The organism is Micropruina sp. (assembly GCF_047606365.1).
GTDB lineage: Bacteria > Actinomycetota > Actinomycetes > Propionibacteriales > Propionibacteriaceae > Micropruina.
Genome location: NZ_JASGEN010000067.1, coordinates 1 through 20880, shown reverse-complemented (window position 1 = coordinate 20880; position 20880 = coordinate 1). Strand labels below are relative to the sequence as shown.

General features: G+C 69.8%; 24 protein-coding genes. 13 read left to right on the top strand and 11 right to left on the bottom strand.

The features are described from left to right. Positions 1-10 precede the first annotated feature (10 nt). From QM624_RS08115 to QM624_RS08105, 3 genes are read right to left on the bottom strand one after another with little or no spacing between them, the layout of a single operon-like run. On the bottom strand, positions 11-1063 hold the full coding sequence (locus QM624_RS08115; protein ID WP_415090611.1) for a hypothetical protein: 1053 nt from the start codon (positions 1061-1063) through the stop codon (positions 11-13). Beyond that, positions 1060-1770 (bottom strand): 5-oxoprolinase subunit B family protein, encoded by a 711-nt coding sequence (locus QM624_RS08110; RefSeq protein WP_415090609.1) that lies wholly within the window; start codon positions 1768-1770, stop codon positions 1060-1062. Before QM624_RS08110 ends, QM624_RS08115 begins: the two co-directional genes overlap by 4 nt. 1 nt (position 1771) lies before the next feature. Then, a complete protein-coding gene (locus tag QM624_RS08105) occupies positions 1772-2551 on the bottom strand; it encodes a LamB/YcsF family protein (protein WP_415090607.1) in 780 nt (259 codons plus the stop codon). 115 nt (positions 2552-2666) lie between these two features. On the opposite strand from QM624_RS08105, the gene QM624_RS08100 reads away from it, so the two are divergent. Then, positions 2667-3569 (top strand): LysR substrate-binding domain-containing protein, encoded by a 903-nt coding sequence (locus QM624_RS08100; RefSeq protein ID WP_415090632.1) that lies wholly within the window; start codon positions 2667-2669, stop codon positions 3567-3569. Between the two features lie 7 nt (positions 3570-3576). After that, positions 3577-4575: a magnesium transporter CorA family protein gene (locus QM624_RS08095; RefSeq protein WP_415090605.1), complete on the top strand. Its 999-nt coding sequence runs from the start codon at positions 3577-3579 to the stop codon at positions 4573-4575. On the opposite strand, the gene QM624_RS08090 is transcribed toward QM624_RS08095, so the two are convergent. Continuing rightward, on the bottom strand, positions 4576-5637 hold the full coding sequence (locus QM624_RS08090; protein WP_415090603.1) for a hypothetical protein: 1062 nt from the start codon (positions 5635-5637) through the stop codon (positions 4576-4578). Positions 5638-5853: 216 nt separating this feature from the next. Between QM624_RS08090 and QM624_RS08085 the strand changes: the two genes are divergently transcribed. Continuing rightward, the gene (locus tag QM624_RS08085; protein ID WP_415090601.1) at positions 5854-6348 is read left to right on the top strand and encodes a hypothetical protein; all 495 of its coding nucleotides are present in this window, start codon (positions 5854-5856) and stop codon (positions 6346-6348) included. Here QM624_RS08085 and QM624_RS08080 read toward each other — a convergent pair. Then, the gene (locus tag QM624_RS08080) at positions 6338-7240 is read right to left on the bottom strand and encodes a decaprenyl-phosphate phosphoribosyltransferase (RefSeq protein ID WP_415090599.1); all 903 of its coding nucleotides are present in this window, start codon (positions 7238-7240) and stop codon (positions 6338-6340) included. The genes QM624_RS08085 and QM624_RS08080 overlap by 11 nt on opposite strands. Before the next feature lie 11 nt (positions 7241-7251). Further along, positions 7252-7893: a Maf family protein gene (locus tag QM624_RS08075; protein ID WP_415090597.1), complete on the bottom strand. Its 642-nt coding sequence runs from the start codon at positions 7891-7893 to the stop codon at positions 7252-7254. Between the two features lie 116 nt (positions 7894-8009). Here QM624_RS08075 and QM624_RS08070 point away from each other — a divergent pair, with 116 nt between their 5' ends. From QM624_RS08070 to QM624_RS08060, 3 genes are read left to right on the top strand one after another with little or no spacing between them, the layout of a single operon-like run. After that, entirely contained in the window at positions 8010-8780 is a 771-nt protein-coding gene (locus QM624_RS08070; protein WP_415090595.1) for a biotin--[acetyl-CoA-carboxylase] ligase, read from the top strand. 58 nt (positions 8781-8838) lie between these two features. Further along, on the top strand, positions 8839-9801 hold the full coding sequence (locus QM624_RS08065) for a DUF808 domain-containing protein (RefSeq protein ID WP_415090593.1): 963 nt from the start codon (positions 8839-8841) through the stop codon (positions 9799-9801). A 10-nt stretch (positions 9802-9811) separates the two neighbouring features. Then, the gene (locus tag QM624_RS08060) at positions 9812-10348 is read left to right on the top strand and encodes a mycothiol transferase (protein WP_415090591.1); all 537 of its coding nucleotides are present in this window, start codon (positions 9812-9814) and stop codon (positions 10346-10348) included. On the opposite strand, the gene QM624_RS08055 is transcribed toward QM624_RS08060, so the two are convergent. After that, complete coding sequence (locus QM624_RS08055; protein WP_415090589.1) at positions 10266-11543, bottom strand: MFS transporter; 1278 nt, start codon at positions 11541-11543, stop codon at positions 10266-10268. The two genes, QM624_RS08060 and QM624_RS08055, sit on opposite strands and share 83 nt — an antisense overlap. 73 nt (positions 11544-11616) lie before the next feature. Continuing rightward, positions 11617-12252 (bottom strand): alpha/beta fold hydrolase, encoded by a 636-nt coding sequence (locus tag QM624_RS08050; RefSeq protein WP_415090587.1) that lies wholly within the window; start codon positions 12250-12252, stop codon positions 11617-11619. Positions 12253-12284: 32 nt separating this feature from the next. Here QM624_RS08050 and QM624_RS08045 point away from each other — a divergent pair, with 32 nt between their 5' ends. Both QM624_RS08045 and QM624_RS08040 read left to right on the top strand, forming a co-directional pair. Next, the gene (locus QM624_RS08045) at positions 12285-12770 is read left to right on the top strand and encodes a PH domain-containing protein (protein ID WP_415090585.1); all 486 of its coding nucleotides are present in this window, start codon (positions 12285-12287) and stop codon (positions 12768-12770) included. Next, complete coding sequence (locus QM624_RS08040) at positions 12767-13201, top strand: GtrA family protein (RefSeq protein WP_415090583.1); 435 nt, start codon at positions 12767-12769, stop codon at positions 13199-13201. The genes QM624_RS08045 and QM624_RS08040 overlap by 4 nt, the downstream gene beginning before the upstream one ends. A 158-nt stretch (positions 13202-13359) precedes the next feature. Here the strand turns inward: QM624_RS08040 and QM624_RS08035 are convergent, their stop codons facing one another. Continuing rightward, on the bottom strand, positions 13360-14076 hold the full coding sequence (locus QM624_RS08035) for a Type 1 glutamine amidotransferase-like domain-containing protein (RefSeq protein ID WP_415090581.1): 717 nt from the start codon (positions 14074-14076) through the stop codon (positions 13360-13362). Here QM624_RS08035 and QM624_RS08030 point away from each other — a divergent pair. From QM624_RS08030 to QM624_RS08020, 3 genes are all read left to right on the top strand, one after another. Then, a complete protein-coding gene (locus tag QM624_RS08030; RefSeq protein WP_415090579.1) occupies positions 14065-15243 on the top strand; it encodes a 5-(carboxyamino)imidazole ribonucleotide synthase in 1179 nt (392 codons plus the stop codon). The two genes, QM624_RS08035 and QM624_RS08030, sit on opposite strands and share 12 nt — an antisense overlap. Next, entirely contained in the window at positions 15240-15734 is a 495-nt protein-coding gene (gene purE / locus QM624_RS08025; protein WP_415090577.1) for a 5-(carboxyamino)imidazole ribonucleotide mutase, read from the top strand. Before QM624_RS08030 ends, purE begins: the two co-directional genes overlap by 4 nt. A gap of 286 nt (positions 15735-16020) precedes the next feature. Then, positions 16021-17496 (top strand): LCP family protein, encoded by a 1476-nt coding sequence (locus QM624_RS08020; RefSeq protein ID WP_415090575.1) that lies wholly within the window; start codon positions 16021-16023, stop codon positions 17494-17496. 129 nt (positions 17497-17625) lie between these two features. Here the strand turns inward: QM624_RS08020 and QM624_RS08015 are convergent, their stop codons facing one another. Together QM624_RS08015 and QM624_RS08010 are read right to left on the bottom strand one after the other, a co-directional pair. Beyond that, positions 17626-18510, bottom strand: a complete 885-nt coding sequence (locus QM624_RS08015; RefSeq protein WP_415090573.1) for a serine hydrolase — start codon at positions 18508-18510, stop codon at positions 17626-17628. Between the two features lie 7 nt (positions 18511-18517). Continuing rightward, on the bottom strand, positions 18518-19210 hold the full coding sequence (locus tag QM624_RS08010; RefSeq protein WP_415090571.1) for a TIGR03089 family protein: 693 nt from the start codon (positions 19208-19210) through the stop codon (positions 18518-18520). Positions 19211-19247: 37 nt separating this feature from the next. Here QM624_RS08010 and QM624_RS08005 point away from each other — a divergent pair, with 37 nt between their 5' ends. Together QM624_RS08005 and QM624_RS08000 are read left to right on the top strand one after the other, a co-directional pair. Then, a complete protein-coding gene (locus QM624_RS08005; protein ID WP_415090569.1) occupies positions 19248-20327 on the top strand; it encodes a mannose-1-phosphate guanylyltransferase in 1080 nt (359 codons plus the stop codon). After that, the coding region (locus QM624_RS08000) for a hypothetical protein (protein ID WP_415090567.1) at positions 20320-20880 on the top strand (561 nt) is incomplete at its 3' end. The genes QM624_RS08005 and QM624_RS08000, both read left to right, overlap by 8 nt.

Below are 20880 nucleotides of genomic sequence, written 5' to 3'. Positions count from 1 at the left end.
GTAGTTCCTCCTAGGACGATGTCGAAAATTGTTCGAACTCGGACGGGACGGGGTGGGGGCAGGGTGCCGAAGCCGCCGGGACGCGGCCGTCGTGCGCCGACATCAGCCGGGCGACGCGCCTGGTGAGGCCGTCGATGGCGGCCTGTTCGGCCCGGGCGGCGGCGACCGCTTCGGGTAGACCGACCCGGACGAACTCGACGCTCTGCCCCGGACGGGCCTGCCCCAGCCGGGACAGTCCGGTCGCGGTCACCACAGCCAGCACGGGATAGCCGGCGGTGACCCCGCGGCCCCGGTGCAGGATCAGCAGTTCGTCGCCGGCCGGAACCTCGACGGCTCCGATCGGGACGCCCCGGGACAGCACTTCGCCGTGGTGCTCACGCACCGGTAGCCGAGCCCCGCCGACCGGGGTGAGTCGCAGGCCGATGTGGTTGCTGTGGTTGCCGATCACGAAGCGCCCGGCGTGCAGGCGGTGGGCGCTGGCGCCGAACTCGTCGCGGTCCGGCCCGTCGGTGACCGGGATCCGCCAGTGGTCGGTGAACCGGGGCGGTTGGACGGCGCCGCGCACCACCGGAATGCCGAGGTGTGAGTGGAAGATCCGCAGCGGGCCAGGCTGGACGCCGATGGTGTCGTCACGGTGCAGCGGTCCGGAGAAGCCGAGCACACTGTCCGGGGCGCAACTGCCCAGCAGGTGCGGCACATCGAGGGTGCCGTGCACCGCCAGGTAGACCCGCATGCCGAGCCGGATCGAGCGGACGCCGAGTTCGGTGCCGGCCGGCCACCAGAACGGCTCCCACTGCCGCATCGGGACGCCGTTGACCGTGACGTCCGCGGGCGCGCCGGTGAGGGCGACGAGCAGGTTCGCCGACGTCGTCGCGGCGAAATCGGCCGCGACGATCTCGATCAGCGGCGCCTGCGCGGATGCGGCCACCAGGGCGTTCGCGGCCCGCGCGCTGTACTGGTCGAGGGCGCCCCCGGTCATCTGGCCGACGGCACCGCCGGCACTCCGGCCGAGGTCGGTGACCGAGCTGATCCCGGCGGTGGTGACCCTCACCCGGCCGGTCACGACAGCACCCCGCGATGCGCCTCGAACTCGGACGCCGGGATCGGGTAGAAGTGCAGCGAATCGCCGGGCAGGTAGGCCGACAGCGGCTCGTGGGACGGGTCGACTAGGCGCAGCGGTGTCGTTCCCAGGATCTGCCAACCGCCAGGCGCCGGGCAGGCGGATACCACCGCTTGGCGTCCGGCGACCGCGACCGCGCCGGCCGGCACATGCGGGCGCGGACTGGCCAGCCGCGGGATAGGGGCGCCGAAGGCCGGGCCGTCCATCATCGGGGCGCCGGCCGGTGAGCCGAAGCAGCGGATCAGCAGGGGTTCGGCGGTGTGCCGGGCGATCACCTCGGCGGCGGTCAGGTCGAGCATCGCGCCGACGGCGTCCAGATCGGGGCCGTGGAACCCGCCGTAGGCGACCGGCACCCGGAAGGTGCGGGGCACCCGCAGCGGGACACTGTCCACCCGGCCGACCAGATCGGCGATCATGCCGCGGATCACCGCGTGATCGGTGCGGACGCAGTCGAACTCGACCAGCAGCGAGTCGTAGGTGGGCAGCGCGCCCAGCAGGCCGTCCGGTGCGTCCTGGCGGAGCAGCGTGGCGAGGGCGTGCGCGGTGCGCCAGGCGGCGTCCGAATCGTCCGCGTCGACGACGACCCGGACGGCGGAATCCCCGCAGTCGAGCACCCGGACCTCGGGCGCGGCCGACGCGAGGCTCGTCATATCAGCCCTTGTCCGCGAGGACGTCGGCCATCGGGGCGATGGTGACGCCGGCTTCGGTCAGTCCGTCGCGGATCGCGCGGGCCGTGGTGACCGCACCGGCGTTGTCGCCGTGCAGCAGCAGCGAATCGGCCTGCACCTGCAGCACGGTGCCGTCCACCGCCTCCAGGGTGGATTCGGTGGCGATCCGGATCGCCCGGGCGACCAGGGTGTCGAGGTCGTGGATCACCGCGCCCGGCTGCGAGCGGGGCACCAGGGTGCCATCGGCGGAGTAGGCGCGATCCACGATGCCGACGATGCCCACCTGCAGGCCGCGGCGCCGGGCCTCGTCGGCGAGTTCGCCGTCCTGGGCGACGATGATCAGCGAGTCGTCCAGCGAACAGACCGCGTCGACGACCGCTTTGGCGTAGTCGGCGCGGACGGCGACCAGGTTGCCCAGACGTCCGTGCGGCGCGACATGCTTCACCTTGGTGCCATGGGCCAGGGCGAACGCCGAGAGCGCACCCACCTGGTAGAGCACGTCGGTGCGCACCTCGTCGGCGGTCAGGTCCATCGCGCGGCGTCCGAACCCGACCAGGTCCGGGAAGCTCGGGTGGGCGCCGATCTGGATGCCGCGTTCCGCGCAGGCGCGCGCGGTGGCGTCCATGATCCGTGGATCGCCGCCGTGGAAGCCGCAGGCCACGTTGGCCGACGAGACGATCTCCAGCAACGATGCGTCGTCACCCATCGTCCAGTCGCCGAAACCCTCGCCCATGTCGGCGACCAGGTCGATCCGTGCCTGCATGACCCTCCCTCTTTCGATCGGATGTCCTGACCGTAAGGATTGGAAGCGGCACTGTGGTAAGACGGATTTTCACTGACGTGATAGTGCGTCGCGATGAATGGATCGGGAGGTGTCGATGGAGACCAGGCGGCTGGCGACCTTCGTCCGGATCGTCGACGTCGGCAGCCTGACCCGCGCCGCCGACGTCCTGCACATCGCCCAACCGGCGCTCAGCCAGCAGATCAACGCGCTCGAGGCCGACCTGGGGCAGCAGTTGCTGATCCGCAGCAAGCAGGGCGTCGAGCCGACCGAGGCCGGTGCTGCCCTCTATCGTCACGCGCAGGTCATCCTCAAACAACTGGACGACGCCGTCGCCGAGGTCGGACTACTCGGCCGCGAGGTGGCCGGCCAGGTGTTCGTCGGCTTGGCGCCGTACAGCACGGCCAACCTGATCGCGCTGCCGCTGGTCGAGGCGGTGCGGGCTCGCTACCCGCACATTCTGCTGCGCGTCGTCGACAACTTCGGCCTGGTGCTGAGCGAAGCGATGATGACCGGACGCCTGCACCTGGCGATCCTGTACGACTCCGGCCCGGTCAAGGGGCTGGTCTTCGAACGGCTGATCACCGAGGAACTCGTCCTGGTCTGCGCCGCCGATGCTCCGGTGGTGGGCGACGAGGTGCCGATCGAGGCACTCACCGAGTTGCCGCTGATGCTGCCCAGCCCGCTGCACACCATTCGCAAGGCGATCAACCTGGCCTTCGACGCCGCCGGCATCCAGCCCGAGGTGCTCGCCGAGCTCGAGTCGGTCGGGCTGATGGGCCAGGCCGTGTCGGCGGGCCTGTGCGCCACGGTGCTGCCACGCTCGGTCGCCGACCGGCTGACCAACGGCCCCGCGCTGCGGCAGATCCGGATCGCGCCCGGCATCGAGGTGCACCTGTCGTTGGGGACGCCGTCCAGCCTGCCGCTGTCGCGGGCCGCCGAATGCGTCCGCGACCTGCTGCGGCACGTGGTCGCCGCCACGCTGCTGGATGCGCAGTGAGCCTGCGATGACCCAGGTCCGGGGACGGGTGTGGCGCGACGGCGAACTGGTCTCCACCGACTTCCCGCTGGCCGACCTGGACACCCATCTGGCCGATCCGGCGACCCTCACCTGGCTCGACCTGTACGACCCGGAGGACGGCGTGCTGGCGCAGCTGGCCGCCGAGCTGGGGCTCGACAAGCACGCGGTCGAGGACGCCGTCGCGCCACGCGAGCGACCCAAGACGACCCGGCATGCCAGCCACACCTTCCTCACCTGCTACGCGGCGACGCTGGTCGAGGGGGCGCAGGGCCTGCCGGCGATCGCCATCGGCCGGATCTCCGCATTCGTGATGCCGCGTGGTCTGATCACCATTCGCCTCGCCCGTGGGGCGGAGGTCGATATGGACGAGGTGATCGAACGTTGGCAGGGCAGCGGGTTGCTCGGTCACGGCGTCGGTGCCTTGGTGCACGGACTGCTGGACGTGCTGGTCGACGGCCACTTCGAAGCCGTCCAGGCGATGGACGACAGGCTCGAGGAGCTCGAGGACCTGCTGTTCAGCGACACCGTGCGCACCCGCGAGATCCAGGTGCGGGTGTTCGCGCTGCGCAAGGCGCTGGTGTCGCTGCGCCGGGTGGTGCTGCCGATGCGCGAGGTGGTGGCCGGCCTGATGCGCCAGCGGCTGGTCGGCGACTGGGGGCGCTCCGCGGAACTCGACGGAGAGTTCGCCGACCTCTACGACCATGTGCTGCGGGCTGCCGAATGGTCCGAATCGTTGCGCGACATGGTCACCTCGGTGTTCGAGACGAACCTGTCGCTGCAGGACGCCCGGCTGAACACGATCATGAAGAAACTCGCCTCGTGGGGCGCGATCATCGCCGTCCCGACCGCGGTCACCGGCTGGTTCGGCCAGAACCTGCCCTACTGGGGCTTCTCCTCCGAGTGGGGACTGTGGCAGAGCATCGTGCTGATCGTGATCGGCACGATCGGCCTGTACTGGCTGTTCCGCCGCAACGACTGGCTGTAGTCACCGCTGGTAGCGGCGAACCACCGTCCAGGTGTGGTGCGAGTTGATCCGCGGGTCGAAGTTCACGTCGTCGGTCTCGATCACCTCGCCGATCTCGTTCTGCCAGGTCACCGCGGTGCTCGACGAGACGTACTTGGTGTTGCCCTCGCGGCTGTTCGGATCCTCGATGGCCTCGACGCCGCCGAGTTCATTGCGCCACGCCTCCTGCGCCGAGATGCCCGGGGTGCCGGCCATCGGCGGCGGCTGCATCATCCGGTCGAACTGGGCCTGTGCGTTCGACGACTGGGTGGCGCGCAGGTCCGCGGCGGCAGCACCGACGGCTGCGATACCGGCCTGCTCCGCCTGGAAGGCGGCCCATCGGGCCGAGGCGGCGCGGGCCGCGAAGGCGTCCGCGTTCTGCTGGCCGACCTGGTTCGCGGCGGCCGTCCAGCCCGGGTTGGCGGTGGTGCTGTCGACGATCGCCGCCATGGCCGGCCGGAGTTCGTCGAACCGATCGGCGCTGGCCGCCAGCACCGTGAGGAACAGGCCGTGGTTGGTGATCGTCGAGAACACCGCCTGGTTGGTCACCGAATAGTGGAAGCCGAGGATCTCCAGCCGGCGCGGCTGCCCGCCGACGGACGCCTCGGCGACCGCCTGCAGGCCGGTGTAGGCCACGCCCGGGGTGATCTGATCGGCGGGGATGTGGAAGCGTTCGGCCCAGTCGGGCAGCGGATGCACCTCGAACCGGGTGGGTTGCCCGGCACCCTGTCCGAGCAGTTGGGGCAGCACCGCGCCGAGCGTTCGATCCGGCGAGTCGGGAGGCAGATAGGTGCGTCCGTAGCCGTTGGGCTGCCACGGTGCGCCGCCCGGCCAGGTGAAGTCGAACCGCGGCCAGCCCTGCACCATGGCGGCCCGGTCCGGGTGCGTCACCTGGTACCAGTGATGCTCCGGCGACTCGTTGTGCTCGGGCACCCAGGTCACCTGGCCCTGCGCCGTCCAGCCCGGTGGGTGCTTCAGCCCCAGCACCGGCATGCCCAGCCGCGGGTCGGGCAGCGTCCAGGTCGTCCAGCCGGAGGTGTCCATGCGCACGTCCCCTCTTCGTCGGGACAAGTGTGGGGGAGCGGTAGTCGGTCTGGCCAGGGATGGCGCACTCCGGGGCCGTCGGCGGGAGAGAGCGCCGCGGTGTTTTCGCTGGTTGAGCTTGTCGAAACCAGTTGTCAGAAGGGTCTCGACAAGCTCGACCAACGATGACCGGCGCTTCCTTGGCCGGCGATCCTGGAACACTGCGATCATCGGGCAATGAATGAGGCGTTGCGGCATGCGATGGCGCCCGTCCTCCGCGATCTGCGAGCGGCCGGCATCACTGCACCCAGGATCGAGAACGACGACTGGACCGGTGACCCCGGCCAGCCGTCGGCGATGATGTGGAGCCGCCACGGCAACGGCGCGGGCGTCTCGGTGCTGCTGTCAGAACCGGAATGGGAGCGGGTTGCTTCGGCGGCCGATCAGGTTCAGGACTGGGTGATCGAAGAGCTCTGGGGTCGGGCCCCGACCAACTGGCCGCGGTGTCCGCGGCATCCGGACAACCATCCGATGGCGGCTATCTGCCGTGACGAGGTCGCCGTGTGGGCATGTCCGGCGGACGGCGTCGCCGTGTGTGAGATCGGAAAGCTGTCGGTCCCGCCCGAGTCGCCGGCAACGGAGTGGGCAGACCGCATGGCGCTCAACAAAGATCGGGATCGGGCACGGACTGCCGTGCCCGATCCCGATCTTTGTTGCCGTCTTAGTGAATGAAGATGCCGATACCTAGCGGAATCAGCCACAGCACCGCCAGCGCCTGCAGAATGCGGTCGTTGAGCACGACGTCCTCAGGTTCACCGGCGTTGCCGGCGTCGATGTCCATCGCGTAGCGCAGCAGGGCCAGGGTGAACGGCACGATGGAGATCGTGGTCCACGGCACGCCCCACAGCTGGTTCTGGTGGTTCTCGAAGGTCCACAGGCTGTACGACATGATCACGATCGAGCACGAGATCGCCCAGACGAAGCGCAGGTAGCTCAGCGAGTAGCGCTCCAGTGAGGCGCGGGTGCCGGCCTCGGAACCGAGTTCCTTCATCTCCGAGTAGCGCTTGCCGGCCACCATGTACAGCGAGCCGAAGCAGGCCACCAGCAGGAACCACTGGGACAGTTCGATATCGGACGCCACACCGCCGGCCACAGCACGCAGCAGGAAGCCGGCCGCGACCATCGCCAAGTCGATGATCGGCTGATGCTTGAGGAACATCGAGTAGCCGACCTGCAGCACCCAGTACACCGACAGTGTGATGCCGAGCATCGGCGCCACCCAGAAGCCGATGGCCAGGCTGGCAGCCATGGTGATCGCGGCCAGCACGGTCGCCGGACCCTTGCCCAGCTCACCGGCCGCGATCGGCCGGAACCGCTTCTTGGGGTGCAGCCGGTCGGCTTCGACGTCACGGACGTCGTTGATCAGGTAGATGGAGGCGCTGATCAGCGAGAACGCGACGAACGCCCAGAGTGTGTTGACCAGCACCCGGGAGTCGAACAGCGCACCGGCGGCGACCGGGGCGGCGAACACCAGAATGTTCTTGACCCATTGCTTGGGTCGCATCGCCCGCAGCCAGGCTGGCAGGGCGGACCGCTTGACTTCCACGACAGAGTTCTGCGACATCGCCGAACAGGCTATCGCAGCGGCTCGTTCCACAGCGTCGGCCACGCGACGCCGAGCTCGAGCAACAAAGTCCGCAGCAGCGGCAGGGACAACCCCACCACGTTGTGATAGTCGCCCTCGATGGCGGTCACGAACGGCCCGCCCAGGCCGTCCACGGTGAAGGCGCCGGCCACCCACAGCGGTTCGCCGGTCGCCACGTAGGCGTCGATCTCGGTGTCGTCGAGATGGGCGAACCGCACCACGGTGGACGCCACGGCCTCGGTGGCCCGCTCGTCGCCGTCCTCGCTGACGATCACCCGGTGACCGGTGTGCAGCACACCGGTGCCACCCCGCATCGCCCGCCAGCAGGCGATGGCCGCGGCGGCGTCGGCAGGCTTGCCGAGGGCCTGACCGTCGAACTCGAGCAGCGAATCGCAACCGATCAACACCCGGCGTTCGTCGGGTCGGGCGGGCAGGCGATCGGCGACCGCATTGGCTTTCATCCGGGCCAGGGTGAGGGCCAGTGCGGCCGGGTCGTCGATGCGCACCGACTCCTCGTCGACACCCGAGACAACCACCTCGGCGCTGATCCCGGCGTTGCGCAGCACCTGCAGGCGGGCCGGGCTCGCCGAAGCCAGCACCACCCGGGTCGGGGACGGTTCCGCTCGGTTCAAGGGACGACTCCTTTGCGGTTCGGGGAACGGTTCCCATTCGGTTCAGGGGACGGTTCACTTCGGGGTTCGCGCGATCCCGCAGGCGTGTGTCCCATCGAGAGGCCTAGGCTAACGCCGTGACTCAGACCGTCGTGGACGCCGCAGCGCTGCGGGAGGCCCTGTCCGGCCCCGGACGGCTGTTCACCACCTTCGCCTGCGTGCCCAGCACCGCCTCCACCAATGCCGATGTGGCAGCGGCCGCCCGGGCGGGCGCGGCGTCCGGAACGGTGCTGGTGGCCGACCATCAAAGCGCCGGACGGGGTCGTTTCGACCGCAAATGGGAGGCGCCACCCGGAGCCGCGGTCGCGGTCTCGGTGCTGCTGCGTCCCGAAGGAGCGTCGGCGGCCCGCTGGTTGTGGCTGCCGCTGATCACCGGCCTCGCCGTCGCCGACGGACTCCGTGCCGTGGCCGGCGTCGATGCCGAGGTGAAGTGGCCCAACGACGTCCTGGTCGGCGGCCGCAAAGTGTGCGGCATCCTTTCCGAACGGGTCGACGACGCGGCAGTCATCGGGATGGGCATCAACACCGCCCTGAGCGAGGACCAACTGCCGGTCCCGACGGCGACCTCGCTGCGGCTGGCCGGCTCGGACGCCTCGCCGACCGAGGTGGTGATCGGTGTGCTGACCGCACTCGAGGAGGCCTACCGGCGCTGGGCGTCCGCGGAGGATCTGCGCGACTGGTACGGACGGCGCTGCGCCACCGTCGGACGCGAGGTCCGGGTGCTGCAACCCACCGGCGGCCACATCGAGGGCCGGGCCGCCGGGGTGGACGCCGGCGGCCGCCTGCTGGTCTGGACGGCGTCCGGGGAGCGCGCGTTCGCCGCCGGCGACGTCCTGCACCTGCGCTGAACCCGACGGCGTTAGGCTGAGCCGTTCGATCTCGACCCGACCTTGAGGTGGTGACCGGGTGAGCGGAGGATTCTTCGCCCTGCTGGACGACATCGTCGCGATGGCGAAGCTCGCCGCGGCGTCGATGGACGACGTGGCCGCCGCCGCGGGAAAGGCCAGCGCGAAGGCCGCCGGTGTGGTGATCGACGACACCGCCGTGACGCCGCGCTACGTGCACGGGTTCAGCCCCGAACGGGAGCTTCCGGTGATCAAGAAGATCGCCGTCGGCTCGCTGCGCAACAAGCTGCTGATCATCCTGCCCGCCGCGCTGCTGCTCAGTCAGTTCCTGCCCTGGCTGCTGACCCCGATCCTGATGTGCGGCGGCACCTACCTGTGTTACGAGGGTGCCGAGAAGCTGTGGGAGAAGTTCGGCGGCCACGGTCATCACGAACCGGCCCCGGTGGTCGGCGGTCCCGATGAGAAGGCGATGGTCGCGGGCGCGATCCGCACCGACCTGATCCTGTCCGCCGAGATCATGGTGATCGCACTCAACGAGGTGGCGTCCGAGCCGCTGCTGTCCCGCGCGGTCACCCTGATCGTGGTGGCGTTGGCGATGACCGTGCTGGTCTACGGGGTGGTCGCTTTGATCGTGAAGATGGACGACATCGGCCTGCACCTGGCCAGCGAGCGTTCCGGCGGCGTCGCGGCGCTGGGTCGCGGCCTGGTGGCCGCGATGCCGAAGGTGCTGGCCACCCTGTCCAACGTCGGCATCGTCGCCATGCTGTGGGTCGGCGGTCACATCCTGCTGGTCGGTCTGGATGAACTCGGTTGGCACCCGCCCTACGAGCTGGTGCACCACGCCGAGGAGGCGATCCTGCATGCCGTCCCGGGCTTCTTCGGCGAGGCGCTGGCCTGGCTCACCAACACCGCGGCGTCCGCCGTGCTCGGTGTCGTGGCGGGCGCGATCGTGTTGGTCGTCGTCCAACTGATCGGACGGCTGCGCGGCCCCCGCGTCGAGGCGGAGGCGCACGACGCGGAGTAGCGTCGCAGGCATGGAAACCGTACGCACCATCGATCTGTTGCTGGACGCCTTCGGCCGAATCCCGCCCCTGCTGGCGGACGCGGTGCGCGGGCTGGACCGGGCCGCACTGCTGTGGCGTCCGGAGGTCGACGGACGGCAGGGCAACTCGATCGGCTGGCTCGCCTGGCACCTGGCCCGGCAGGAGGACACCCAGGTCGCCGCACTGGTCGGAGGCGAGGAGGTGTGGCGGGCCGGCGGCTGGCACGCCCGCTCCGGCGTTCCGTACGACGAGGCCGCGATGGGCTACGGGATGACCACCGACGAGGTGGGACGCTTCGACGTGACGGACGGCGAGGTGTTGATCGCCTACTACGACGCGGTGCACGCCCGGACCGTCGAGGTGATCGCCCGGATGTCCGACGCCGATCTCGCGCGCATCGTCGACCGTTCCTGGGATCCGCCGGTGACGGCCGCCGTCCGGCTGGTCAGTGTTGTAGACGACGCGGCGCAACACGTGGGCCAGGCCGCCTACCTGCGAGGACTGCTCGGCGGGCCTGAGGCGGACTGACCGCGCGCTGCAGCGCACCCCGTCCACCGAACGCGATCAGAGCCGCCAGCGCACCGAAGACGGCCACCGTGCCGAGACCGCCGGAATAGCCGGCGTGGTCGATCGCCTGCCCGGACGCGCTGGAGCCGATCGCCACGCCGATCCCGATGCCGGTACCCATCCAGGACAGGCCCTCGGTGAGCCGGTCGCGGGCGACCAGGCCGCCGATCAGGGTGTTCGCATTGATCAGGGTCGGCGCGACCGTGACGCCCACCAGCAGGCCGCCGATGCACAGCAGCAGCACCGAATGCGCGCCGATCAGTGCCACGCAGGCGGCGCACATCGCCGCCACCCCGATCAGGAAGCGCTTGATCACCGGCGAAGCCCAGCGCCGGGCCCCGTAGTAGAAGCCGGCCAGGCCGGAGGCCAGCGAGAACACCGCCAGCACCAGGCCGGCCGCCTCGCGCACCTCCCACTCGCTGGTCGCGGCGACGACGGACACGTCGATCGATCCGAACACGCAGCCGATCAGCAGGTTCACCGCCACCACCGCGGCCACGCCCGGCACCAGCAGGACGAACTGCTGGCGGACGCGTCGCGTGTCAGGATGCCGGGGCTGTGACGAGACCGGCGGTTCGGTGGCGCGCTGGCCGTACAGCAGGTGCGCGCCGGCCAGCGACAGCACCACCGGTGCGATCAAGCCGGCCGCCGGATGGACGCCGGTGGACAGCGCCGTCGCCAGCACCGGGCCGACCACGAAGGTGACCTCGTCGAGGGTCGACTCGAGTGAGAAGGCGGTGTGCAGCTTGTCGGGATCGTCGACGAGATGAGTCCAGCGGGCCCGGACCAGGGCCCCCGGCGCACCGCCGGTGGCGCCGGAGAGGATGGCCGGCGCGAACAGCGTCCAGGCCGGTAGCTGCAGCATCGCGAAGATCACCAGCAGGCTGAGCATGACCGCCGACACGATGGCCGCCGGGTACATCACCCGGCGCTGCCCGTAGCGGTCCACCAGATTCGACAGCGCCGCGGTGCCCAGCGCCCACGCCACCGCGTTGGAGGCGGCCAGCGCCCCGGCCAGGCCGTAGCTGCCGTACAGCGCGGACACCATCAGCACCAGACCGATGCCCATCATGGCGCCGCCGGAACGGGCCAGCAGGCCGGCCGCGCTGAACTGCCAAGCACCGGGAAGGGTCAAGATCTCCCGGTAGGCGCGCATCAGACCATTCTCGCGCAGCCGAGCCGGAAGGCCGAAATCGTCGGCCGGAGGAATCGGCGCCGAGATTGCGATGTCAGCTCAGGAAGTCGTACAGCAGCCGGTTGTACCGCTCGACGGCCTGGGTGGGGACCGGTGCGGCGGCCCCGGGAATGATCTCCACCCTCGCGCCGTCGAGACCCGTGGCCAGCTCGCGCGCGGCGGCTGTGCCCGCGGCGTCCGAACCGCCGGCGATCAGCAGGGACTGTGCGGTGACGGCGCCCAGCCAGGGCCGTAGGTCGATGCCGGAGACCGCCTTCACCAGCCGCAGCATGCGGGCCCGATCGAGGCCCGCGTCGGCCAGCCGTCCGGCAGGCATCGTCCGGACGGCGAGCCGTTGCGCCAGCCCGGCCAGCTTCGGTGCGCGGGGCTGCAGGTCGGAGAGCACCAGGTGCGACACGGCGTCCGGGGAGCGGCCGGCTCCGACCACCGCCACGGCAGCGCCCAGCCCGGTGCCGGCCAGCGCCACCGAATCGACACCGAACCGGTTCAGCTGCGCCAGCACGGCGTCCGCGGCCTGCTCCAAGTCGAAGTCGGCGGGCTTGCCGGGACGAAGTCCCTCCAGCCAGGGTGCGACGGCACGGGTGCCGGGCGGCAGCGAAGTCACCTGGTCCTGCCACAGCGGAGGCGTCTGACCCAGGCCATGAAGGAACACCAGAAGGGGTACGGGCATGCCCTCATCGAACCACGGGAATAATGGTGCCCATGGGATTGCCCGCCAAACTGCTCGGAGACGGTGAACAGGAACTGTTGCACCTGCGCTCACACGGCAAGGTCATGATCAAGCCGACGATCTGGCTGATCGTGGTGGCCGCCCTGGGCGGTGTGGTGTTCGCAATGCTGCCGGTGTCGTGGCGTCCGACGTCGGCGTGGGTGGTGACCATCGCGGCTCTGCTGGCGGCGATCCCGGTCTACCTGGCGCCACTGCTGCGCTGGCGGACCACCACCTACACGCTGACCAACCACCGGTTGATCACCCGCTCGGGCATCATCAACAAGGTCGGGCACGACGTCCCGGTGGCTCGCATCACCAATGTCGCCTACGAGCGCAGCCTCACCGACCGGATGTTCGGCTGTGGTTCGCTGGTGTTCACCACCTCGGCCGAGGCGCCGGTGGTGCTGAACGACGTTCCCAAGGTCGAGGAGGTAGGGGTGGCCATCTCCAACCTGTTGTTCGGGGTGCGCGCGTGACGGAGGCCACCACCGCCCAGTTGGGCCTGCGCACCCAGCTGTTCCGCTTCGTCCTCACCGGCGGATTGTCGGCGATCGTCGACTACGGACTGCTCGTGGTGCTGATGGCCTTCGGCCTCGACCACACCCCGGCCAAGGTGCTGTCGTTCATCGCGGGCACCACAACGGCCTACCTGATCAACCGCCGCTGGACCTTCAACTCGGACGGCTCGCGCCGCAAATTCGCGGCCGTGATGGCGCTGTACGCGCTCACTTTCGTGCTGCAGGTCGGCATCTTCACCCCGCTGTACCCGTGGCTGGTGTCGCTCGGCCTGGGGTCGGAGTTCATGCCGAAGATGAACTGGGCGCAGCTGTTCGGCTTCGTCGTCGCCCAGGGCGTGGCGACCGCGGTGAACTTCGTGGTGCAGCGATCGGTGATCTTCAAGGCCTGACCTCGCAGGTAGCCGAAGAGTCGATTGGCCATAGCCCACCCCAGCTCGTCCACACCGCGACGTTTCCGGGTTTCCGCGTCGTTTCCGCTGTTCAAACCACGGAAAGGACGCCAGAGGGCGGAAACGTCGGCACCCGGTGGGCGGGAGGAGGGTGCGGGTCAGGCGGGCAGGACGGTCATCTCCTGCGGTTCGCGGATCACCGCCGGGCCGGGAATGTCGTTGGGCAGCACCCGGTAGACGTTCTGGCCGGGCTTCTCGCACAGGAAATGCGCAGGCACGCCGTCCACATAGTGCACGCCGGCGCCGTCGTCCGCGGCGTAGCCACCGGGCAGTTCACCGGACGCCACCGCGGCGGTGTAGATCGGATCGCGCTCCGGTTCGCCGTCCAGGTGCGGGCAGAAGCTGCCCCGCACCAGGCCCAACCCGCCCGTCCAGGGCCGCAGGTCGCCGAACGAGTCGGTGACGCAGCCCTGATACCAGCAGGTCGCGCCCGCCGAAATGCCGGCCAGCACCAGCGAACCCTCCTGATAGCGCTGCCGGACGACGTCGGAGACCCCGTGCGCCTGCCACAACGCCACCAGGTTCACCGTGCTGCCGCCGCCGACGAACAACAGGTCGGCCTCGGCCAACCGGTCCACCGCCTCGGCCGCACCCGACCACAGGGTCAGCACCGACGTCCGGACGCCGAGCGCGCCGTAGGCGGTGAGAAATTTGTGGATGTAGCCGGCGTCGTCGCCGGACGCGGTCGGAGCGAAGCACACCTGCGGGTGGTCGGAGCCGGTCAGCCGAACCAGATAGCGGTCCAACGCAGTTGGTTCGCCGAACTGGGACATCGAGAAGCCGCCGCCTCCCATGGCCACGAGATGCCTGGTCATGATGTTGATACTAAGGTTCGTGCGGTGACCGTGCGTACGATCGGCATCATCGGCGGCGGCCAATTGGCCCGCATGATGCACGCTGCCAGCATTCCCCTCGGAGTCCGCATCGCGCTGCTCGCCGAAGGTCCGGACGTCTCCGCTGCCCAGGTGGTGGCCGACACCGATGTCGGTGACTACACCGACGCCGACACCGTCTACGCCTTCGCCGAACGCTGCGACGTGATCACCTTCGACCACGAGCACGTTCCGCCGCCGATCCTGCGCGAGCTTCAGGCCCGCGGCAAGCAGGTTCACCCCACCCCGGACGCCCTGCTGCACGCCCAGGACAAAGTCGTGATGCGCGAGCGGCTGACCGGGCTGGGGATGCCCTGCCCGATCTTCGCGGTGGTTGCGGACGCCGACGAACTGCGCGCCTTCGGTGAGCGGACCGGCTGGCCGGTGATCGCCAAAACCTCCCGCGGCGGCTACGACGGCAAAGGGGTCTGGAAGCTCGACGGTCCGGACGACGCCGACGAGCCGTTCGCGAACCTGAAGCCCGGCGTCCGGATCCTGGCCGAGGAGTTCATCGACTTCAGCCGCGAGCTGAGCGTGCTGGTGGCGCGGCGGCCGTCCGGCGAGGAGCGGGTCTACCCGGTCAGCGAGACCGTGCAGACCAACGGCATCTGCACCCACACCTTCACCCCGGCGCCCGACCTGAGCGCCGAACAGCGGGACGCGATCGAGGCGATGGCGCTGCGGATCGCCGCCGAACTCGGCGTCACCGGCATCCTGGCCGTCGAACTGATGCAGCGCCCCGACGGCTCGGTCGTGGTCAACGAGTTGGCGATGCGGCCGCACAACACCGGCCACTGGAGCATCGACGGGGCGTGGACCTCGCAGTTCGAGAACCACCTGCGCGCCGTCGCCGACCTGCCGCTCGGGCCGACCGAGGTCCGGCAGCCGCACGCGGCAATGGTGAACGTGCTGGGCGGTGCCCGCGACGACCTGCTGGAAGCGCAGGCCGAGGTGCTGGTGGCCGAGCCGGCGGCGCGCGTCCAGTTGTACGGCAAGAGTGTGGTGCCGGGCCGCAAGGTGGGCCACGTCACCGTGGTCGGCGACGACGCGGACGACGTCCGGAACAGGGCGCAGGCGGCCGCCGATCACCTGATGGGAGTCCAGCGATGAGTGGAAACCCCGTTGTCGGCATCGTGATGGGCTCCGACTCGGACTGGCCGGTGATGAAGGCCGCCGCGGACGCCTGCGCCGAGTTCGGCGTCGGCTACGAGGCGGACGTGGTCAGCGCGCACCGGATGCCCGAGGACATGGTGGCCTGGGGACGTGCCGCGCACACCCGTGGCCTGAAGGTGATCATTGCCGGCGCCGGGGGAGCGGCGCACCTGCCCGGCATGCTGGCCGCGCTCACCCCGCTGCCGGTGATCGGCGTCCCGGTGCCGCTGAAATACCTCGACGGTATGGACTCGCTGCTCTCCATCGTCCAGATGCCCGCCGGCGTCCCTGTCGCCACCGTCGCGGTTGGCAACGCCCGCAATGCCGGCCTGCTCGCCGTCCGGATCCTGGCCGCGTCCGACGAAACCCTGCAGGCCAAGATGCTGCAGTTCCAGGAGGAACTCCGCGACGCCGCCCGCGCCAAGGGCGCCGTCGTCCGCGGCAACTGAGCTCACCCAGTTCGATCCACGGGGACGGTTCTCCCACGTGCGAATTTCGCACACCCGGGGACGGTTCTCGACGTTCGAAATTCGCACGTCGGGGGACGGTTCTGCTCGAAGGTGTGTCCCCGCGCGTTCGAATTTCGCACGCCGAAGAACCGTCCCCGGGTGTGCGAAATTCGGACGCGGAAGAACCGTCCCCGGGTGTTCGTCCTCGGACGTCGATAGCGCCGGTCCGGGCAGCTGACGGCGAGCCGAGACCGGGGCGTTCGGAACGGCCAGCCATACTGGTTCGGTGACCGCCCTCGAGACTTCCCCGCTCCCGGACGCGCAGACCCGCAGCCAGGGCATCGCGTTGCGCCGTGGGCTGGCGATGCTCGGCATGACTCTGGTCGTGCCGGGATCGGCCCAGTTGGCCGGCGGCAATGAGCGCCTCGGACGGTTCGCCTTCCGCACCTGGCAGGTGCTGATCGCACTGGCCGTGCTGTTCGCGATTCTGCTGCTGACCTTCCGCTCCTTCGCGATCGGCCTGTACGCCAATCCGATCACCCTGCAACTGCTGCGCTGGGCGACCCTGGTGCTGGGCTTCGGCTGGGCGCTGCTGTTCGTGAACGCCTGGCGCATCGCCAACCCGCCGGCGCTCTCGCCGCGCGGCAGGATCGTCATCCCGGGCATCGCGTTCGTGATGGCGCTGGTCGTCGCCTTCGGCTCGTGGACGCTGGCCGGTGCTTTCGACGCGCAGAGCAGGCTGTTCGGCAACGTCTTCACCGGCGGCGGCAAGGCCGAGACCAGCCACGGCCGGTACAACGTGCTGCTGCTCGGCGGGGACGCCGGCGCCGACCGCGAGGGTCTTCGTCCGGACACCATGATCGTGGCCAGCATCGACGCCGACACCGGACGGACGGTGCTGTTCAGCCTGCCCCGGAACCTGCAGTGGGCTCCGTTCCCGGATTCGTCGCCGCTGAAGAAGCTGTACCCGAACGGCTATTGGTGCAAGGACCAGTCCTGCCTGCTCAACGCCGTCTACACGCTGGCGACCAACCACAAGGATCTGTACCCCGGGGTGAAGAACCCCGGCGTCCAGGCGACCAAAGAGGTCATCGGGAACATCCTCGGCCTCGACATCAACTACTGGGCGCTGGTCGACCTGAAGGGTTTCCAGGCCTTGATCGACGCCGTCGGCGGCATCGACCTCGACGTGGCCCGCAAGGTGCCGATCGGTGGCGGCACCGACCTGACCACGGGCAAGAAGTACCCGATCAAGGGCTACATCGGCCCCGGCAAGGATCTGCACCTGGACGGCTATCACGCGCTGTGGTTCGCCCGCTCCCGTGAGGGTTCCACCGACTATGAGCGGATGTCCCGGCAGAAGTGCGTGCTGAACGCGATGGTCAAGCAGCTCAACCCGGTCACCGTGATCACCAAATTCCAGGAGATCGCCAAGGCCGGCGAAGAGATCGTGGCGACCGACCTGCCCACCTCGCAGATCGGCACGATGCTCGACCTGGCCCAGAAGGGCAAGTCCCTGCCGCTCAGCAGCGTCAGCTTCGCGCCGCCGCTGATCCTGCCGGTGAAGCCCGACTTCGCGAAGATCCGGCAGGTCGTCAGCCAGAAGATCGCGGCGTCCGAGGCTGCCGGTGACAAGCCGGCGGATAAGCCCACGTCGGCCGCCCCGAACGGCACCACCTCGGCCTCGCCGAAGCCGTCCTCCAGCAGCACCGCGGTGAAGACCCAGACCGACGACCTGGACGACGTCTGCAAGGTCAGCTGACCCCGTCCGGCCGACACGTAAAACCCTGCCTAACTATCTCTGCCTTCCCGCATGCGGGAGGGCAGAGATAGTTAGGCAGGGCTTTACCGGACGGATGACGGGTGCCGGGGACGGGTGCCGGAGGAGGGCTCAGCTCAGCTCGCCGGAACCGAGGATGCGGAACACCCAGTCGCCGACCGCGTCGCAGTAGGCGCGGCCGAGGTCGAACGTCTCGGTGCGGGTCATGATGGTCAGCAGGTAGTCGCGGCCGTCGCCGGCGACGTGCCCGATCGAGTTCACCGCCCACAGGTTGTCGGTGGATTCGAACTGCACCCAGCCGTTCTTCAGTTCCACCTTGACCGAACCGCTCCGCGGCGCGCCGACACCCCAGGCCTGGCCGTCCTCGACCTGGCCCATCAGGCCCAGCAGGTAGCTCCGTTCGGCGTCGGTGAGCGCCTTGGTGTCGCCCTTGACCAGCTGATGCAGGAACGAGCGCTGGTCGTTCGGGGTCGTCCAGGTCCAGCTCCAGAAGTCCTTCTCGGGGGCGCTGTGGGTGTCCTTCAACCCCAGATCGGACGCCAGCGCGTCATAGGCCGGACGCCGTCCCGCCCAGTCCCACAGGGCGTCCGCGGAATCGTTGTCGGAGTGCTCGATCGCCTTCTCGGCCTGCCCGGCCTGTTCCGCCGGCAGCGGCTGTTGCAGCTTGTCGGCGCGGGCTTTGCGCAGCGCCATCGACACGATCATCGGCTTCGCCATCGACGCGCTCTGGCTGGCCCAGCTGCCCCGGAAGTCCCACACCGCGCCGCTGCGCAGATCCTGGACGGCGACGCCCAGCTTGTCGTTGCCGGCGGCGATGGTGCTCACCGCCGACTGCAGCTGGTCGCGGATCGGCCCGGTCGGCGACACGGACGGCGTCGGCACGGTCGGCTTGCTGGTGCAGCCGGCCAGCACCGAGCCGCCCAGGGCGAGGCCGCCGAGCGCCAGCAGACCGGTCCGGCGGCTGAACGCCGGCGTCATCAGGGGGCGAGAAGTCACCGAGCCATCATTCCATGCAGTGCTCGGACGCCCGGATCTTCGCCAGCAGCGCGTCGTCCGGGGTGCCCTCGACGACCACCGACGAACCACCGCCCAGCAGCGGGCCCAGAATCGCGGCACGCAGCGTCTCCAACGCCCCGGACGGCCGCACCAGCGCCCGTCCCGCAACCGGCGTCGTCGCAGCCAGATCGGCATGGCTGAGCACCGCCGAGCCGTCGATCCAGGCCGGGGCGTTCGCCGCGCTGGGCAGCGTGCCGGCCTGATCGGGCTGGGTGAGTGCCTCACCGGTGAAGTCGAGCACCCCGTCCGGCAGGTCGCGCAGCCCGAGACCGAGCGGATGCAACGAACAGGCCAGGGTGGCGCCGGGCAGCACCGGACGAGGCTCATCCGGCCCGATCACCGCCAGATCGGCGCCCGCGGCGTCCAGGGTGATCGCGCACTCCCGCTGCCAGGCGGCCAGCGGCCACAGCAGCGTCATCCAATGGCCCGGACGGCTCAGCGCCAACGGCAGCGCCACCAGCCCGGAATCGGCGCCCAGGTCCTCGATCAGGTTGGCGGTCTTGGCCACCCAGTTGGCGAAGGTGGCGACGCTCAGCTCGGTGCGCCCGCCGCTGTCCAGGTCGTAGTGGGTGAGCAGCGGCTCACCCCCGGACGTCCGTGCCCGCCGTTGTAAAGCCGTCAACACCCCGGGAATGTCCATCCCCGAATGCTATGTGCCCAGCCGATATCGTCATTCCATGCGGTTTGCGGTGATCATGGCCGGCGGTTCCGGGACACGGCTATGGCCGTTGTCCCGCAAAGGCACCCCCAAGCAACTTCTGCGGCTGATCGACGGCACCTCGCTGCTGCGGATTGCGTTCGAGCGGTTGGGCGACCTGGTGCCGCCCGAGCGGGTGCTGGTCTGCACCGGCGCCGCCTACGCCGATCAGGTGGCCGCCGAGTTGCCCGAGGTGCCCGTCGAGAACATCCTGGGCGAGCCCGAGGGACGCGATTCGCTGAACGCCGTCGCCTGGCCGGCCGCGGTGATCGCCGAGCGCGATCCGGACGCCGTGATCGCCCAGGTGACCGCCGATCAGCTGATCGAGCCCGCAGCCGTCTTCACCGCCTCGCTCGCCGAGGCCTACGCGGTGGCCGAGGCCGACCCACGGGCCCTGGTCACCCTGGGCGTGGTGCCGACCAGCGCACACACCGGGTACGGCTACCTGCATCGCGGTGAGGCGGTGCCCGGATTCGAACACACCCATCGGGTGCTGGAGTTCCGCGAGAAGCCCGATCTGGTCACCGCCAGCGAATACCTGGCCTCCGGCGAGTACTGGTGGAACGCCGGCATGTTCGTCTGGCAGGCCCGCACCTTCCTGGAGCAGCTGGCCGCGCTGCATCCGGCCAGCCATGCCGCGGTGGTCGAACTCGCCGCCCATCCCGAGCGGCTGGCCGAGATCTTCCCCACGCTGCACAAGACGTCGGTGGACTACGGAATCATGGAGCCGGTCTCCGCCGGCGCCGGTACCGCCCATGTGGTGTCGGTGGCGCTGCCCGTGCAATGGCGCGATGTCGGCGGCTACGCCTCGCTGGCCGAGACGCTCGCCCACGATGCGGCCGGCAACGCCCTGATCGGCGCGTCGGTGCGGCTGGACGCCAGCGACAACGTGATCATCAACACCGCCGGCGACGATCACCTGATCGGCGTCCTGGGGTGCAGCGGCATGGTGGTGGTGGCCACACCGACGATCACCATGGTCGTGCCGGTGGACGCCGCAGAACGCGTCCGGGAACTGGTCGCGCTGGTTCGAGCGGAGGCGGGGGAGCGGTATGTCTGAGCGGGGTGAGACGCAGGCCTCGAAGGGCCGGGCGATCCTGGACAACATGAAGCGGATCCGGCAGCCGGTCACCTGGGCCGTGCTGGCGATCATCTGCGCCAGCCAGATCCTGGGCGTCGTCCGGCTGGTGCTGTTGCTGGTCCGCGAGCAGACCCCGGTCTTCGAGGCGTTCCAGGAGATCGGCGTCTCGATCATGAGCCTGTCGCTGGTGATCGTTCTCGTCGGCCTGGTCAGTGCCTGCCTGTTCGTGCCGCCTGCCACCCGCAACGCGGTGCTGCTGGCGAGGCTGTCGGCCTGGGCGATCGCGATCGGCACCGCGCTGCAGCTGGTCTGCCTGCTGATGGGTGTGGCCGCGTCGGCGAACGCTTTCGGCGTGATCATGGAGATCCTCGGCGGCTTGCTCGACGTGGCGCTCAAGGCGGTGGCGGCCGGCGTGCTGTGGGTGCTGGTCCGCGGCGTCCGTTCCGGTCGCCTCGACCTGGCACCGGCCGTCCCCGAGGTGGCGGCCGCCCCCGAGCAGTCCCGGACGCCTCCGGTGTGGCAGCCCGAGCAG